Source organism: Leucobacter sp. NPDC077196, assembly GCF_040687075.1.
GTDB lineage: Bacteria > Actinomycetota > Actinomycetes > Actinomycetales > Microbacteriaceae > Leucobacter.
Genome location: NZ_JBFBML010000026.1, coordinates 1 through 15,038, shown reverse-complemented (window position 1 = coordinate 15,038; position 15,038 = coordinate 1). Strand labels below are relative to the sequence as shown.

The 15,038-nt window shown below is 63.8% G+C and carries 17 protein-coding genes, 2 pseudogenes and 1 other annotated feature; of the genes and pseudogenes, 5 read left to right on the top strand and 14 right to left on the bottom strand.

Features of this window, described 5'->3' with window-relative positions:
* The 3 genes from AB0O71_RS14895 to AB0O71_RS14885 all read right to left on the bottom strand — a co-directional run.
* A partial coding sequence (locus AB0O71_RS14895) for a recombinase family protein (RefSeq protein WP_363746557.1) occupies positions 1-419 on the bottom strand: 419 nt, incomplete at its 3' end.
* Between the two features lie 174 nt (positions 420-593).
* Positions 594-1,130, bottom strand: a complete 537-nt coding sequence (locus tag AB0O71_RS14890; RefSeq protein WP_363746555.1) for a DUF2231 domain-containing protein — start codon at positions 1,128-1,130, stop codon at positions 594-596.
* 103 nt (positions 1,131-1,233) lie between these two features.
* Positions 1,234-1,968: a VIT family protein gene (locus AB0O71_RS14885; RefSeq protein ID WP_220607362.1), complete on the bottom strand. Its 735-nt coding sequence runs from the start codon at positions 1,966-1,968 to the stop codon at positions 1,234-1,236.
* Between the two features lie 183 nt (positions 1,969-2,151).
* On the opposite strand from AB0O71_RS14885, the gene AB0O71_RS14880 reads away from it, so the two are divergent.
* From AB0O71_RS14880 to AB0O71_RS14860, 5 genes are all read left to right on the top strand, one after another.
* On the top strand, positions 2,152-3,531 hold the full coding sequence (locus tag AB0O71_RS14880; RefSeq protein ID WP_363746552.1) for a ferredoxin reductase family protein: 1,380 nt from the start codon (positions 2,152-2,154) through the stop codon (positions 3,529-3,531).
* Entirely contained in the window at positions 3,528-4,064 is a 537-nt protein-coding gene (locus AB0O71_RS14875; protein WP_363746550.1) for an FMN-binding protein, read from the top strand. The genes AB0O71_RS14880 and AB0O71_RS14875 overlap by 4 nt, the downstream gene beginning before the upstream one ends.
* An 8-nt stretch (positions 4,065-4,072) precedes the next feature.
* Positions 4,073-4,825 carry an FAD:protein FMN transferase gene (locus AB0O71_RS14870; RefSeq protein ID WP_363746548.1) on the top strand — a complete coding sequence of 251 codons (753 nt, stop codon included), beginning with the start codon at positions 4,073-4,075 and terminating at the stop codon, positions 4,823-4,825.
* 32 nt (positions 4,826-4,857) lie between these two features.
* Positions 4,858-5,526, top strand: a complete 669-nt coding sequence (locus AB0O71_RS14865; protein ID WP_363746546.1) for a response regulator transcription factor — start codon at positions 4,858-4,860, stop codon at positions 5,524-5,526.
* 68 nt (positions 5,527-5,594) lie between these two features.
* Positions 5,595-6,767 carry a HAMP domain-containing sensor histidine kinase gene (locus AB0O71_RS14860; protein ID WP_363746561.1) on the top strand — a complete coding sequence of 391 codons (1,173 nt, stop codon included), beginning with the start codon at positions 5,595-5,597 and terminating at the stop codon, positions 6,765-6,767.
* Between the two features lie 174 nt (positions 6,768-6,941).
* Here the strand turns inward: AB0O71_RS14860 and AB0O71_RS14855 are convergent, their stop codons facing one another.
* From AB0O71_RS14855 to AB0O71_RS14805, 11 genes and pseudogenes are all read right to left on the bottom strand, one after another.
* A complete protein-coding gene (locus tag AB0O71_RS14855) occupies positions 6,942-7,160 on the bottom strand; it encodes an IS3 family transposase (protein WP_363746544.1) in 219 nt (72 codons plus the stop codon).
* Between the two features lie 22 nt (positions 7,161-7,182).
* Positions 7,183-8,253: an IS110 family transposase gene (locus AB0O71_RS14850; RefSeq protein ID WP_119077316.1), complete on the bottom strand. Its 1,071-nt coding sequence runs from the start codon at positions 8,251-8,253 to the stop codon at positions 7,183-7,185.
* Between the two features lie 203 nt (positions 8,254-8,456).
* On the bottom strand, positions 8,457-9,209 hold the full coding sequence (locus tag AB0O71_RS14845; RefSeq protein ID WP_363746542.1) for an IS3 family transposase: 753 nt from the start codon (positions 9,207-9,209) through the stop codon (positions 8,457-8,459).
* A complete protein-coding gene (locus AB0O71_RS14840) occupies positions 9,206-9,520 on the bottom strand; it encodes a transposase (protein ID WP_200114757.1) in 315 nt (104 codons plus the stop codon). The genes AB0O71_RS14845 and AB0O71_RS14840 overlap by 4 nt, the downstream gene beginning before the upstream one ends.
* 187 nt (positions 9,521-9,707) lie before the next feature.
* Entirely contained in the window at positions 9,708-11,000 is a 1,293-nt protein-coding gene (locus tag AB0O71_RS14835; protein WP_119077304.1) for an APC family permease, read from the bottom strand.
* A gap of 160 nt (positions 11,001-11,160) precedes the next feature.
* Positions 11,161-11,397: pseudogene (locus AB0O71_RS14830) on the bottom strand (integrase core domain-containing protein); the annotation flags it as partial.
* Positions 11,396-12,466: an IS110 family transposase gene (locus tag AB0O71_RS14825; RefSeq protein ID WP_119077316.1), complete on the bottom strand. Its 1,071-nt coding sequence runs from the start codon at positions 12,464-12,466 to the stop codon at positions 11,396-11,398. The pseudogene AB0O71_RS14830 and the gene AB0O71_RS14825, both read right to left, overlap by 2 nt.
* Before the next feature lie 203 nt (positions 12,467-12,669).
* Positions 12,670-13,410 (bottom strand): IS3 family transposase, encoded by a 741-nt coding sequence (locus tag AB0O71_RS14820; RefSeq protein WP_363746538.1) that lies wholly within the window; start codon positions 13,408-13,410, stop codon positions 12,670-12,672.
* Positions 13,336-13,449, bottom strand: a sequence feature (AL1L pseudoknot). (Overlaps the previous gene by 75 nt.)
* Positions 13,407-13,727 (bottom strand): transposase, encoded by a 321-nt coding sequence (locus AB0O71_RS14815; protein ID WP_363746536.1) that lies wholly within the window; start codon positions 13,725-13,727, stop codon positions 13,407-13,409. It overlaps the preceding feature by 43 nt. Before AB0O71_RS14815 ends, AB0O71_RS14820 begins: the two co-directional genes overlap by 4 nt.
* Before the next feature lie 153 nt (positions 13,728-13,880).
* Positions 13,881-14,060 (bottom strand): DUF1232 domain-containing protein, encoded by a 180-nt coding sequence (locus tag AB0O71_RS14810; RefSeq protein WP_363746559.1) that lies wholly within the window; start codon positions 14,058-14,060, stop codon positions 13,881-13,883.
* 239 nt (positions 14,061-14,299) lie between these two features.
* Positions 14,300-14,956, bottom strand: a pseudogene (locus tag AB0O71_RS14805) (cation diffusion facilitator family transporter); the annotation flags it as partial.
* Between the last annotated feature and the right edge of the window lie 82 nt (positions 14,957-15,038).

Sequence of the window (15,038 nt, the reverse complement as noted above, 5' to 3'; positions counted from 1 at the left end):
CCGGCAGCTTTCGCGATCGCCATTCCTTCACGAGTGCGGGCTCGAATAAGATCTGCCTCGAATTCCGCGACCATCCCGAGCACATTGAACAGGAGCCGGCCTACCGGGTCGGCGGGGTCATAGATTGATCCACCAAGGCTGAGTGAGACACCCTTGCGAGTGAGTTCGTCGGCGATATCTCGAGCATCGGGTAGCGACCGTGCAAGTCGGTCGAGCTTGGTGACGACGAGCGTATCGCCGGCACGCACCGCGACCAGCGCTTCGCGCAGTCCGGGGCGACTGCGATTCGTGCCGGCCAGGCCATGGTCGACGTGAATGTTCTCCGCGTCGACGCCGAGAGCGATGAGTCCTTCACGCTGCGCGGTGAGGTCTTGCCCGCTAGTCGAAACACGTGCGTACCCAATTTTTAACCCGCTCATGTACTTAGTGTCGCATTTATGGCCCCGTTAGCGGGCATTTAATCGGGCGGGGTATACGAGCACCTAGATCCCCTATGTTTCCGCAGCGAGGTTTCTGCGGAATGAGCGCCCGGTGAGCGACCGTCTATCGGGCACCAATTCTGACGGGTTTTCTGTGTCCGAGGCCGTGGTACCTCAGTCTGATTCATCGCCTCCCGATGTCGGCGTGCTCATGTCTTCGGTCCAGACAGCCGTGGCGCCGCTGTGGCCGATGAGAATGGCTTGCACGGTCGTTCCTCCCGAGACCACTAGGGCGAGAACGAGCAGCACGATTGGCACCCACCGGGGGCCAGGCCGTGAAGCTACCGACGGTTTAACCTCCTCGGATGCTGTGAGTCGCGCGCGCTTCTCCCGGATGTTCCACCACAGCAGCGCGCCCGCTACGACGACGAGACCGATGACCCAGGGTAAGAGTCCGTCGGCCAGGGTGGCGTGAGTTTCGATGAGATCGTTCTCACCGACACGGGCCTCGAGTCGCTCGCCCGATTGTGTTGAGAGGGGAACGAGAACGAGCGCGACCAGTGAGGCGCCTAGCGGCAGATATCCCGCCCACCGACGGCATCGGGGCCAGACTGCCGTCAAGACGACGAGGACCGCAGCAAGCGGAACGATCACCTCTGTCGCGTGCACGATGAACGGATGCAGGGGAAGCCCAAAGAAGGTGTCGAACATGGTTCAAGGTTGGGCAGGAATTCTTCCAAGATTCTTTGAAGCGGCCATGAGCGGCGGAAGGGGCTTATTTGTCACGCCCCGTTCGCACCACATGGCCGAGAGGTCAGACGACTCCGGATGCTCCTAGGAGCACCCCCACCCCGTAGGTCGCCGCGAGTGCCAGCGCTCCTCCGATGACGACTCGCAGCGTGGCCCGCAGCCGTGAGCTGCCGCCGATCGTCGCCGACAGGGTGCCGGTGACCGCGAGAGCCAGGAGAACGGCGACGAAGGTCACGGGGATGCGCCAGTCCGCCGGGGGAAGCAGGATGGCGAGCATTGGCAGGATTGCCCCGATGGTGAAAGCCGCCGCCGACGCCGCCGCCGCATGCCAGGGGCTCACCACGTCGTCTTGGTCGATGTTGAGTTCGATCGAAAGGTGCGCCGCTAGGGCGTCGTGCTCGGTGAGCTCAATGGCCACCTGGGTAGCGGTGCTCTCGCTCAGGCCCTTGGCTCGGTACAGGGCTGTGAGCTCGTCGAGCTCCTCGGCGGGCATGTCGCGCAGCTCGGCGCGCTCTTTCGCGATGAGGGCCTTCTCGCTGTCGCTCTGGCTGCTGACTGACACATACTCCCCGAGCGCCATCGAGATCGCGCCGCCGACCAAGCCCGCCACGCCCGCGGTGAGGATGGGACCGGTCGAGCTCGTGGCTCCGGCGACGCCCACGACGATCGCCGCCACCGAGACGATACCGTCGTTGGCCCCCAGTACGCCGGCGCGCAGCCAGTTGAGGCGCTGCGCGATGCCTCCCCGGTGAGGTTCGTTGGCGTGTAGCGGGGGTTCGGTGTATCCATCGGTCGACATGCCCTCACTCAAGCACCGATGTCCCAGCACTTCAACGTTGGTGAGGCTAAGCGACCCGGGAATTTCGGCTAAGAATTCTGGAAGAATTCGGGACGATTGTAGGGAGGGTAGAAGACACTCACCCGAATCGAGAACACGATGACTCTCAGAACGGCACCCACCGGGCCTGTGGGAACCCGCCGCATGGTCGACCCGGTCGACCGCACCCGGCGCATCCGGGGCCGGCGACGGATGCGCGCGGCCGACGCGATGATCGCCCTGGTCTGGGCATCGGTCGCCGCCGCCGTGGCCCTGTGGCTCGGCTACGGAGGCCTGAGCACCGTCAGCAACCTCGGTACCGACTTAACCGCCGCGGGGATCGTGACTGGCCTGGTCGGCACCGACCTCATCCTGGTGATGCTCGTACTTGCCGCTCGCATCCCGGCGATCGACCGGGTGGTTGGGCAGGACACGGCGATGGCGTTCCACCGGCGGCTCGGTAAGCCCGCGCTGTATCTGATCCTCTCCCACGGTGCGCTGCTCACCGTCGGCTACGCGATGGCCGACGGGTCGAACGTCGTCACCGAGACCATCAGCCTGTTCCAGGGCCCAGATATGGCGATCGCCTACCTCGGGCTGGGGCTGCTCATCGCCGTCGTGGTCACCTCGGTCGTCGCGGTGCGGCGGCGTTTCTCATACGAGGCCTGGCACCTCATCCACCTGCTGAGCTACGCGGCCGTGCTCGTGGCGCTGCCGCATCAGTTGAGCGCAGGCGGCGTGCTCGCCGACGGCAGCGTGCAGCGGGTCTACTGGATCGCGCTGTACGTGCTTGCCTTCGGCGCCATTGCCGTGTTCCGTTTCGCGGTGCCCGCGCTGCGCAGCGCCCGCCATGGTATCCGGGTCGCTGGCGTCGAGCAGGTCGCCCCCGGGGTCGTCTCTATCCACCTCACCGGGCGGGACCTCGACCGCCTGCAGACCGCGGGCGGGCAGTACGCGATCTGGCGGTTCTGGACCGGCGCCACCTGGTGGCATGCCCATCCGATTTCCTTCTCCGCAGTTCCTACGGCGTCGTCGGCGCGCCTGACGGTGCGCGACCTCGGCAGCGGCAGTGCGGCGATCTCCCGTGTGCGCCCCGGCACCCGGGTGTCGATCGAGGGCCCCTACGGCGTGTTCACCGAGGCGCACCGGGTGGCCCCGAAGCTGGCCGTGGTCGCGGCGGGCATCGGCATCACGCCGATCCGCTCGATGCTCGAGCACTCGACGCTACGCCCCGGCGAGGCCACCGTGCTGCTGCGCGGCAGCGACCCCTCGCAGAGCTACCTGTGGAACGAGGTCGGCACCCTCCGCAGCATGCGCGGCAATGCGATCTTCTCGATGTTGGGCCCACGACCCCACGGCCTTGCCACCTGGATGTCGGTCGAGGCACTTGCCCACGGTGTCACGATCGGCACGGTTTTTCCCGATCTGCTGAACTCCGATCTCTACGTGTGCGGGCCGCAGTCGTGGGCCGATCTGGTGATCCGCGATGCCCGGGCGGCCGGTCTGCCCGAGGACCAGATCCACGTCGAGAGGTTCGACTGGTGAGGGCGCGCGCACTGGCCCTCAGCATCTTGTCGTCGGCGGCCGTGCTGACCGTGGGGTGGCAGCTCGGCACCCAGGGCCAGACCTCGACGGCTCCCGATGCGGCGGCCCCCACGACGGCCGACTCCGTGACGTCGGATCCCACCGCGACCGCGACTTCGCGCGGCGGGTCGACGCCCTCCGCGGCAGCCACACCGGCGCCCACCCCAACCGCCACCAACGGCAGCGTGAGTGCCGCAGCCCCGGCATCGGACGGCGCCTCGGGCACGTTCACCGGCACCTCCGTGCAGACCCGTTTCGGCGCGGTGCAGGTGCAACTCACCGTCGCAAACGGCAACATCACCGATGTCACCGCGCTACAGCTCACCGACAAAGATCAGCGCTCGGTGTCGATCAGCAACCGGGCCGCGCCGGTGCTGCGCAAAGAGGTACTGGCGGCGCAGTCGGCGAATGTGCAAGGCGTATCGGGCGCCACCTACACCAGCGACGCCTACCTCAGCTCGCTCCAGTCGGCCCTCGACCAGGCCGGACACTAGCCGTGGGCATGCACGTGTTCGACACAATGGGCACGACGGTGAGCCTGCGCTTCGCCGGCGCGACCGCCCCAGCATCCGTTCTCGATGGGGTCGAAGGGGCGTTCCGCGCCTTCGACGAGCGGTTCAGTCTCTATCGGACCGACTCCGAGATCAGCCGGGTGGCCCGCGGCGAGCTGCCGCTGACCCGGACCGGTGCCGAGCTGCGCGAGGCGTACGCCGAGGCCCTCGACTGGTCGCGCAGCACCGACGGCGCATTCACACCCCACCGCCCCGACGGCGTGATCGACCTCTCTGGCACCGTCAAGGCGAAGGCTATGGAAGCGGCGGCACGGGTTCTCGACTCGTCCGGCGAAGCCGACTGGATGCTCGTGGCCGGCGGCGACATCCTCACCCGGGGCACTCTCGACGGCCTGCCCTGGCGCGCCGGCGTCGTCGACCCCGATGACCGGGGCACGCTACTCTGCGCCGTCGAACTCGTCGGCAGGCGCATCGCCCTGGCCACCTCGGGCACCGCCGAGCGGGGTGAGCACATCTGGCGCACCGGCGACCCCCGCGCACCGCAGCGCTACCGCCAAGTGACCGTACTCGCCGACGACATCGTCACCGCGGATGTGCTCGCCACCGCCCTCGTCGCGGGCGGGCCCGAGCACTGCCCGCAGCTGCTCAACCGCTTCGACATCGAGGCGATCACCGTCGACAACGCGGGGAACCTCACCGCGACACCGGGGCTACAGAGCACCCGAGGGCTCACACCGGCATGATCGTCGCGCCCTCTTCTCCCTATACTTCGAATATGCCGGAGCGCGCACGTATTCTGCTCGTCGAAGACGACGCGCGCCTGGCACAGATGCTCGAGCAGCTGCTCGCAGCCGAGGGCTACGACACCGTGCTCGCCCGAGACGGCCAACGCGCCCTGCACGAAGGCCTGACGCACGAGTTCGACGCCCTCGTGCTCGACCGGGGGCTGCCGGTGATGGAAGGGCTGGACGTGCTGACCCGTCTCCGGAGCCGCGGCATCCTGACCCCAGCCCTCGTGCTCTCGGCGCTCGGCAACCCGGCCGACCGCGTAGAGGGCCTCGATCGGGGCGCGGAGGACTACCTCGCCAAACCCTTCGACATCGACGAGCTACTCGCCCGCATCCGCGCCCTACTCCGCCGACACCGCAGCACAGTGCCGGTGCTGGCACTAGTGAGCGGGTCGCTCGATACGGCAAGTCGTACCGTGACGACGCGAGAGGGCGAGAACGTGACCCTCTCCGAGCGCGAGTCGCAGCTGCTCGAACGCCTCGCCCGCCGGCCGAACCAGGTCTTCGAACGGAACGGCCTGCTCGCGAGCGTGTTCCCCGATGCCGACGACCCCGGCGTAGTCGACACCTACGTGCACTACCTGCGAAAGAAGCTCGGCCGCGACAGCGTCAAGACGGTTCGCGGTATCGGGTACCGGCTCGGACCGCTGCCGTGAGAGCGCTGCGCACGGGCGACGACCTGAGAGGCGCGTCGCTGCGGCTCACCGCACAATTCACCGCCTTGGTGTTCATCATCCTGGCGATCGTCGGCGCCGTCGTGTACCTGATCGTCAGCACGAGCGTGACCGAATCGAACCAGCGGGCACTTATCGCGGCCACCCGGCTCGACTCGCCCCAGGATGCGCCGAGCGGCATCTACCTCTCCCTGGTCGACGGGCGCACCGGGGACCAACTCATCTCCCCCGACGACCTACCCGAGGGATTGCTCGACACCGCGGCCCTCCAGTCAGTAGCGGCCGGCGGCGAAGACGTGAAGGAGCAGCGCACCGTCGACGGGCGCGACTACCTCGTCCTCACTACTTCCGCCACCGGGGACCGCAGCCACGACCGATTCGTGCAGGTCGCGCTCGACCTGCATGAGAGCTCCGAAGAACTGGGCAGGCTCGCGACCGCGCTGATCGCCGGCGGGCTCGTCGCGGCCGTGCTCGCCTTCGCCGCCGCCTACCTGATGGCCCGCCGTGCCATCCGCCCCCTGGCCGAGGCGCTCGCCCTGCAGCGCCGCTTCGTCGCCGATGCCAGCCACGAACTCCGCACACCACTGACCCTGCTGAGCACCCGGGCACAAATTCTTAAGCGCCGAGGCGGCCATGACCTCCCCGCAGACGTCACCGCCTCCGTCGATGAAATCGTCACCGATACCCGGACGCTCACCGAGATGCTCGAAGACCTCCTGATCGCCGCCGACCCGCGAACCGTGGTCGACCCGACCCCGGTTGACCTCGTGACTGTCGCCGACAACGCGGTCGGTCTTCTCCGCGACGACGCAGATCGGCGCGGCATCTCCCTCGCCCGCGCGGGCGACTCGGAACCCATCATCATCCCCGGGTCGCGCGCCGCTCTGCTGCGCCTGGTGATCGCCCTGTCGACTAACGCGCTCGACCACGCCCGCACCGCGGTGACGGTCACTGTCTCGGCGTCGAACAGGAATGCAATCGTACGCGTGACGGACGACGGTCCGGGATTCTCACCACAGGTTGCATCGACAGCTTTTAACCGCTTCGTCAGCAGCCGGAACGTCGAGAGCACCACGCGCCACTACGGACTCGGATTGGCAATAGTCGCGGAAATCGTCCAACGCCACCACGGCATAGTCACTATCGAACAACCAGGCGCCGGCGCATCCGTAAAGTGTGTATTCCCGCTCGAACCGGCAAAGCTGCACTCCGCTATCGGGTAACGACACTAAGTTCGCTCAGACCTCCCGGACCGTAACCTGAATCTGACCGGAGAACGAAAAGGGCGGCATGACGGCCGGCCATATTTCCGCGCAGCAAAGGCGCAGGACCGTTATGCGTCTTCCTTCCGGCCCTGCGCAATAGGCGTGTGTCAAGCACCGGGTTTGGTGGAGGCTCTAGTTGACCCGTTCCTTCTGTTGGAGGACGGGGAGGGTGGCGTAATACGCCTGTTCTTTCTCGATGGGTGGGGTGTGTCCGATCTCGCCGTGGAGACGACGGTGGTTGAACCAGTCGATGTATTCCGCGACCGCGATCTCGAGGTCATCGATCCCTCTCCAGGGGCCGCGGTTCCGGATCAGCTCGGCTTTGAAGAGCGAGTTGAATGCCTCGGCCATCGCGTTGATGCTCCTATAGTTGTCAACTCATGATTTCCCCGGTTCTTGGATTGACTTTGATCAGGTGGTAGAGCTCTCGGATCACGTAGCGCTTTAGACATCGGATGATGTCTCGTTTGCTCTTGCCCTCGGCGGTTCTGCGGGCGACGTAATCAATGGTGGGTTGGTGGAATCGCATTCTCACGATCACGGTCCGATAGATCGCGGCGTTGAGTTGTCGGTGTCCTCCATGGTTGATGCGATGCTTCCCACTTGTCATACCCGACCCTGTAGGGACGGGGCTGATGCCGGCGAGTTTCGCGAACGCAGCCTCGGATTTGATGCGCCCGGGATTATCGCCAGCAACAATGAGGATCTCGGCAGCAGTATCGACGCCGATACCGAACTCCTCCAGCAGGTGCGGAGCACGCCCGAGGACGAGTTCCTCGATCATGCCGTTGAGTTCTTTGATTTCCTCATCGAGCATGAGCCAACGCCTCGCGAGCGACCGCAGGGTATGCCGGTTCGCGTCCTCGGGAGACTCAAGGCTGCGCGGCCGGAATGCGGCGCAGTGACGCGCGAGAGCCCGCTGGGTCTTCCGAGCGGTCTCGGTGCGGAGCTGTTCTGGTGCGTGCACGAGCATCGCTTTGAGCGTCACCATCGTCGCGGCTTTCTGCTTGACCGCGGTGTCATGGGCGACTTTGAGCTGTCGAATCATCTCGACCGCCCCGTCCATCGTTTTCGGGGTCGCGGTCGCGAATCCCGCAAGCACGGCTCTCGCGGCGTTCTCCGCGTCGAGGGTGTCGGACTTCCCGTTGAGTCGGCGGAGACGCCTATCGGGGCGTGAGACCTCGACGACTTTGTGGCCTTGCCGGCGCAGGAACGAGGTGAGACCTGCCCCGTAGGAGCCGGTTCCCTCGATTCCGAACGAGATGATCCTCCCGAAGGTCCCAGCCCAGTCGAGGAGTTGCCGGAACCCAGCGGTGTCGGTCGCGATCGTGAGGGTCGCGAGGATCCCGCCGATGGTGTCCATCACTGCTGCGACGTGAATGTGTTTATGCGTGTCTATGCCGATCACGACGTGCCCTGAACGGGCGGGCTCTGCCTGGGTCATAGCGGGGTTCCTCTCTGCCGGTTATCGTGGGGTTCACGCTGTCACCGGCGAGGGGACAGGACTGTCACGGGGACGCTGTCGAAAGTATGCTCCAGGCTCCTATTAGGTCACGCCTCGTCCGGTGGCAGCGCTTATTACGCTGCCCGGGCGGAGGGTCGACAGATCAACGCAAAGGCACCCTGCGGGCCAATCGTAAGCAAGGGTCAGACCACTCCGGCCGGGACTTCCCAATCCTTGCGAGATCGGGTAAAAACAGACTGACAGTCGAACGAATCCCCGACGGTTCCGGTCGAGGGAACAGCGCCGAGTTCTTGGATACGGTCGGTATAGACCATGGCCGTGTAGTTCGACCCGTGATCAGCATGATGGATGAGCCCATCGAGCCGGCCGCCTGACTGCCATGCCGCCATATCGAGTGCTTGCATCGGCAGAATCTCTGACTTCAGTGACGAAGCAACGTTCCAACCCACGATCCTGCGCGAGTACACATCCGTGACGAACGCGACATACGCGAACCCGGACCAAGTAGCGACGTAGGTCACATCGCACACCCAGAGCTTGCGCGGCCCATCAGCGACGAATCTCCGGTTCACGAGATCAGCAGGCAATGCCAGCGCCTTGTCCGGGCGCGTGGTGAATACCCGCTTCGATTTTCGCACCCCGCGCACACCGGTGAGCCGCATCAGACGCTCGGTCTGGTCGCGGCCGATCTCCCACCCCTCACGCTTGAGTAGGGCGTGCATCTTCCGTCGCCCGTACACGTTGTAATGCTTCGCGTGGAGGCGCTGGATCTCGGACACGAGCAACTTGTCACGGAGCTGTCTCACCGAGGTCGGCCGCGACTTGGCTGCCCGGTAACCACGCGAGGTGAGAAACCCACGAACTGCCGTCCTGAGCGTACGGCAGAGGAACTCGACCCCGAAACGATCACGATGCTCGTCGATGAACTGGATCATTTCGTTCGTGGCCGGTCGAGTTCCTTCGCGAAAAACACGCTCGCAGCTTTAAGAACCTCGTTGGCCTTCTTCAGCTCGGCGTTCTCGCGTCGCAGACGTCGGTTCTCTTCGGCCATATCGCTCGTGACGCCGGGTCTCACGCCGGTATCGATGTCGTAGCGGCGCTGCCACACTCTCAGCGTCTCCGGGCTCACTCCAAGGAGGCCGCCGACGTGTCGGCAAGCGGCGGTCAGCGATTCAAATTCGGGGCGGGCCTCGGCAAGCATGCGGAGCGCACGCTGACGAAGTTCGGGGTCGTATTTGCTTGGCATCGTAGTTCCATCCTTATATACAGATCGGAACTAAACCCAGGCCAATTCACGGATAGCTATTGGGTCGAGCTACAGGCACCGCAACGTTGAAGGTGAAGACGAAATCCGTAATTGGATCAGTGCTCTGGGAACCGAGACAGCACGAGGCTCCGACATCGGCGAGGCCTCAGAGTTAGGACTCCCGGCTCTAATTCGTCTCCTCTTTTGCTCTCACCCGCATAACGATCACCTGGCCGACGATAACGGCTGTCGCAACCGCTGCAGCGACAATTACGGTTTGAAGATCGCTTTGCACTTTAAGAATCGTGAAGGAAATCAGAATCGAGAAGTTGAGCAATATTGTGAGAAGCGGTGCCCACGGTTTTGCCTTGATTTTTGTCCGGAGGTGCCGAATCACGCCCCATTGCACCGCGATGTCCATTGCGAGGTAGAGGAACGCTCCCATCGATGCGATCTGAGTGAGGTCCAGGAAGGCTGTGGCGATAATCGCGAGCCCAGCCGTGATGATCAGCGGCTGTTGCGGGACGCGCGCAGGCAGTGACGGCGTCTGGCGCATGTCTTGGAGCATTCCGTAGAGGCGTGATACCGAATACAGACTGGCCAGCAGCCCGGACAGTGTGGCGACAACGGCGATCGCCACCGTGATTCCGATACCCCACGAGCCAAAGAGCGGTTCGGCTGCCGCAGCCAACGCATAATCACGCGCTTTTACCGCGCCTGCGGCCCCAATACTGGACTCTACCGAGACGGTGATCAGCATGTAGAGGACCGTGCAGACCGCCAGGGAAATGACGATCGAGCGCGCAATGTTCTTTTTCGCGTCCTGAATGTCGTCACCTTGGTTGGTTATGGTGGTGAACCCTTTGTAGGCGAGCACACACAGGACCGTTCCGGCGAGCAGTCCGACGATATCGGGGGCCTCGCCTGAGCTTTGGGCGAAGAGTCCGGATCCTGATGCGACAGCACCGACGAGTCCCGCTATAGCGAGCAGTGCGATGCCCACGATCTTGATGATCGCAGTCGTGGTCGCGGATCCTTCAACGAGCTTATTACCGAGCAAGTTCACGATGGCTGCTGCCACGATCGCAAGCACGCCCAGGAGGGGGACGAGAATTGCAGAGTCTTGTAGGCCAAATGGGCGCAGCAGGTAAGTTCCGAAGGTGCGGGCGAGGAGACTTTCCGCGACCACCATTGAGACGTACATGAACAGGGTAAACGATCCCGCAGCGACCCCCGGTCCGTACGCATCTTTCAGTAGCATCGCAATACCACCCGCAGAGGGGTTCACGCTTGAATATCGCGTGTACGAGTAGGCGCTGACACCGGCGACAATCGCGCCGAGCAGAAACGCGAGCGGAAACCAGTCTCCGGCGAAGCCCGCGACCTGCCCGACGAGCGCAAAGATTCCCGCCCCGATCATCACTCCGGTGCCGAGCGAAACGGACCCGACGAGTGAAATCTTGCCCTTCGTTGCGACCATGTGAACCCCTCGCTCCTTCTCGTTCAATTTCGGTTTTCACGCCATGCTTACTAAGCAGGGAGCAGTACTTTGCACTTCCCCACGTTCTAGTTTGAAGTGCAACATCAGGGTGTGGGGATGGGTTGAATTGGCCTGGTTTGAGTTCCGACCGGTTTTCCTGTCAGCCGGTTGGTGACAGAAGCGTCTCGGTCTCAGCGTAGTATGCCTGCTCGACTTCGGCCGGGGTGCGCATGTCGAGTTCCCCGTGAAGTCGTTCATGGTTCCACCACCACACGTACTTAAGGGTCGCGAGCTCGACCTGCTCAACGGTCCGCCATGGCCCTTGCTGACGAATAAGCTCGGTCTTGTAGAGATTGTTGACCGCCTCAGCCATCGCGTTGATGCTCCTATAGTTGTCAACTCATGATTTCCCCGGTTCTTGGATTGACTTTGATCAGGTGGTAGAGCTCTCGGATCACGTAGCGCTTTAGACATCGGATGATGTCTCGTTTGCTCTTGCCCTCGGCGGTTCTGCGGGCGACGTAATCAATGGTGGGTTGGTGGAATCGCATTCTCACGATCACGGTCCGATAGATCGCGGCGTTGAGTTGTCGGTGTCCTCCATGGTTGATGCGATGCTTCCCACTTGTCATACCCGACCCTGTAGGGACGGGGCTGATGCCGGCGAGTTTCGCGAACGCAGCCTCGGATTTGATGCGCCCGGGATTATCGCCAGCAACAATGAGGATCTCGGCAGCAGTATCGACGCCGATACCGAACTCCTCCAGCAGGTGCGGAGCACGCCCGAGGACGAGTTCCTCGATCATGCCGTTGAGTTCTTTGATTTCCTCATCGAGCATGAGCCAACGCCTCGCGAGCGACCGCAGGGTATGCCGGTTCGCGTCCTCGGGAGACTCAAGGCTGCGCGGCCGGAATGCGGCGCAGTGACGCGCGAGAGCCCGCTGGGTCTTCCGAGCGGTCTCGGTGCGGAGCTGTTCTGGTGCGTGCACGAGCATCGCTTTGAGCGTCACCATCGTCGCGGCTTTCTGCTTGACCGCGGTGTCATGGGCGACTTTGAGCTGTCGAATCATCTCGACCGCCCCGTCCATCGTTTTCGGGGTCGCGGTCGCGAATCCCGCAAGCACGGCTCTCGCGGCGTTCTCCGCGTCGAGGGTGTCGGACTTCCCGTTGAGTCGGCGGAGACGCCTATCGGGGCGTGAGACCTCGACGACTTTGTGGCCTTGCCGGCGCAGGAACGAGGTGAGACCTGCCCCGTAGGAGCCGGTTCCCTCGATTCCGAACGAGATGATCCTCCCGAAGGTCCCAGCCCAGTCGAGGAGTTGCCGGAACCCAGCGGTGTCGGTCGCGATCGTGAGGGTCGCGAGGATCCCGCCGATGGTGTCCATCACTGCTGCGACGTGAATGTGTTTATGCGTGTCTATGCCGATCACGACGTGCCCTGAACGGGCGGGCTCTGCCTGGGTCATAGCGGGGTTCCTCTCTGCCGGTTATCGTGGGGTTCACGCTGTCACCGGCGAGGGGACAGGACTGTCACGGGGACGCTGTCGAAAGTATGCTCCAGGCTCCTATTAGGTCACGCCTCGTCCGGTGGCAGCGCTTATTACGCTGCCCGGGCGGAGGGTCGACAGATCAACGCAAAGGCACCCTGCGGGCCAATCGTAAGCAAGGGTCAGACCACTCCGGCCGGGACTTCCCAATCCTTGCGAGATCGGGTAAAAACAGACTGACAGTCGTAGCTGTCGCCTTTCGAGCCCACCGAGGCGACCGCGGCAGCCTCTGCGAGGCGTTCTGTGTAGCGAACGGCACGGTATTGCACGCCCCGGTCGGAGTGATGGATCAGCTCGGTCAGGTCCCGGCCGGCCCGTTGCCGCGTCCAGATCCCCATCTCGAGGGCATCCAGGGCCAGATCGGTGTGTAGCGAGGTGCTCAGTTGCCAGCCGACGACGCGGCGCGAGAAGACATCGGTGACGAACGCGGCGTAGACCCAGCCGGTGAAAGTGCGGATGTAGGTGATGTCGGCAACCCAGAGGCAATCCGGGGCGGATGCGGTGAATTGCCGCTCGACGAGATCCCCGGGCCGATCCGCCAACGGCCCCGGAATCGTGGTCTTCGGGCCCCTCGAACGGCGCACCCCGCGCAGGCCCTCGCGGCGCATCAATCGCTCGACCGTGCACCGGGCGACCGGGTGGCCTTCTCGTTTCAGCTGCGCGTGGACCTTCCGAACACCGTAGACGGCGTAATTCTCCGAATGAATTTTCCGGATCTTCACCACCGATTCCTCGTCCGTGACCGACCGTCTCGACGGTGGCCGGGACTGTGCCGCGTAGTAGGTCTGCGGGGCGATCGGCAGTTCCCTGCAGATCGGCTCGACCCCGAACCGAGCCTTGTTCTCGTCGATGAACGCGATCATCTGATCGATGGGCGGTCGAGCTCCGCCGCGAAGAAAGCCGACGCGGACCTCAAAATCGCATTCGCTCGCCGCAGCTCTTTGACCTCACGCTCAAGAGCGGCGACCCGAGCTTTTTCATCGGTCGTGACGCCAGGCCTTGCGCCTTCGTCGACCTCCGCACGCTGGACCCAGCCACGGAGCGTGTCGGACGGAATGCCGAGTTGCTGACCCACACGAGTGCAGACACCCCGGCGACCGCCGGACTCGTCACGGGCATCCAGGACCAAACGAATGGCCCGCTCTTTCAACTCGGGTGGATACTTCTTCAACGCTGGCATGCTTCTCAACCTTTCAGGTGATCAAGAACCTCCATTAAACCCGGGGCGCAACAGTCCCTGCCCACGACGGCCGTCCCACCTTTGAGTGAAGCCCGACTTCACCATGTCCGCAGATGATCGGCTCTGCTCGATGGAGGCGGCAGGTTATCAGGGTTACGGTCTCCCGACCAATGAGTGCAGGGCGGTCAGTCCTCGCTCCGTCCCGGGCCAATGCCGGTCGATGGCCTGCTGGCCTGCGCGGCGGATCACGTAGCCGAGAACGACGGCAATGATGATTGCGTCATCTGCGACGCCGATTACAGGAATGAAGTCTGGTATCAGATCGATTGGCATCAGGAGGTACGCCAACAGGACTACCAACCACGCTCGCACCGATCGGGGAAGGGTGGGGTCGACCGCCAGCCGGCGGACCAGCCGCAGAATGTCTGGCGCCAGGCGAAGCGCTCCAACGAGCGTGATGGACTCGCCCTGCCGACGAGCGAGCCATGCAACAACGCCAATCAATCCAAGCCACAAGAACAGGATGCCGCCGGCTGCGCTGAGGGCTATCGACCAGATCCGATCCACGAGCCTTACCTCATGACCTCTGTTGTCGTTGAGATGGTCAGATGATCCAGGTTCGGAAGGGTATGTGAGATCTCGTGCCTGATGTCATGCACAATCGTTTCGGCGGCTGAGATCGGCATGTCGGCGACAGCTACCGTGGCGGCACCCTGGAGTCGGTGGCCGACCCATCGCAGCTGCAATGAAGGCACAGCAAGAACCCCCGGGGTGTGTTCGATCGCGTGCCGCGCTCGCTCGACGAGCTCGGGTTCGATGCCATCCATGAGGCGGCGCCCGATGCTGCGAACGGTTCCCCAGAGCAGCACGATGATGGCGGCTGAGATGAGTAGTCCGACTATGGGGTCAGCGAGTGGGAATCCGAGCATCACGCCGAATCCGCCGATGACGACGGCGAGCGAGGTGAAGCCGTCGATGCGTGCATGCACGCCGTCTGCGACAAGTGCGGCGGAACCGATCTTCCGGCCGACCCGGATTCGATAGACGGCGACGATTTCATTGCCGATGAAGCCGATGAAGCCCGCAGCGATGACCCACCCCAGGTTATGCAGCGGTTGCGGGTTGAAAATGCGTTCAATCGATTGATAGGCGGCGACGATCGCCGACAACGCGACCACGGCGATGATGAACAGGCCCGCAAGGTCCTCGGCCCTTCCTGGCGAGTAGTCGTTTAAGGTACTCCTCGTCCACCTAGTTGGTACTCGGTTCCGGGAAGAGGGTACTGGCCCGCAGCATTACCCGCCTTGGGCC

Coding starts and splice junctions, on each gene's coding strand:
- AB0O71_RS14825 (WP_119077316.1), bottom strand. CDS start 12,466: ATGACCCAGGCAGAGCCCGCCCGTTCAGGGCACGTCGTGATCGGCATA.
- AB0O71_RS14890 (WP_363746555.1), bottom strand. CDS start 1,130: ATGTTCGACACCTTCTTTGGGCTTCCCCTGCATCCGTTCATCGTGCAC.
- AB0O71_RS14810 (WP_363746559.1), bottom strand. CDS start 14,060: ATGCCAATCGATCTGATACCAGACTTCATTCCTGTAATCGGCGTCGCA.
- AB0O71_RS14840 (WP_200114757.1), bottom strand. CDS start 9,520: ATGCCAAGCAAATACGACCCCGAACTTCGTCAGCGTGCGCTCCGCATG.
- AB0O71_RS14885 (WP_220607362.1), bottom strand. CDS start 1,968: ATGTCGACCGATGGATACACCGAACCCCCGCTACACGCCAACGAACCT.
- AB0O71_RS14845 (WP_363746542.1), bottom strand. CDS start 9,209: ATGATCCAGTTCATCGACGAGCATCGTGATCGTTTCGGGGTCGAGTTC.
- AB0O71_RS14815 (WP_363746536.1), bottom strand. CDS start 13,727: ATGCCAGCGTTGAAGAAGTATCCACCCGAGTTGAAAGAGCGGGCCATT.
- AB0O71_RS14855 (WP_363746544.1), bottom strand. CDS start 7,160: ATGGCCGAGGCATTCAACTCGCTCTTCAAAGCCGAGCTGATCCGGAAC.
- AB0O71_RS14865 (WP_363746546.1), top strand. CDS start 4,858: ATGCCGGAGCGCGCACGTATTCTGCTCGTCGAAGACGACGCGCGCCTG.
- AB0O71_RS14880 (WP_363746552.1), top strand. CDS start 2,152: ATGGTCGACCCGGTCGACCGCACCCGGCGCATCCGGGGCCGGCGACGG.
- AB0O71_RS14820 (WP_363746538.1), bottom strand. CDS start 13,410: ATGATCGCGTTCATCGACGAGAACAAGGCTCGGTTCGGGGTCGAGCCG.
- AB0O71_RS14850 (WP_119077316.1), bottom strand. CDS start 8,253: ATGACCCAGGCAGAGCCCGCCCGTTCAGGGCACGTCGTGATCGGCATA.
- AB0O71_RS14835 (WP_119077304.1), bottom strand. CDS start 11,000: ATGGTCGCAACGAAGGGCAAGATTTCACTCGTCGGGTCCGTTTCGCTC.
- AB0O71_RS14870 (WP_363746548.1), top strand. CDS start 4,073: ATGCACGTGTTCGACACAATGGGCACGACGGTGAGCCTGCGCTTCGCC.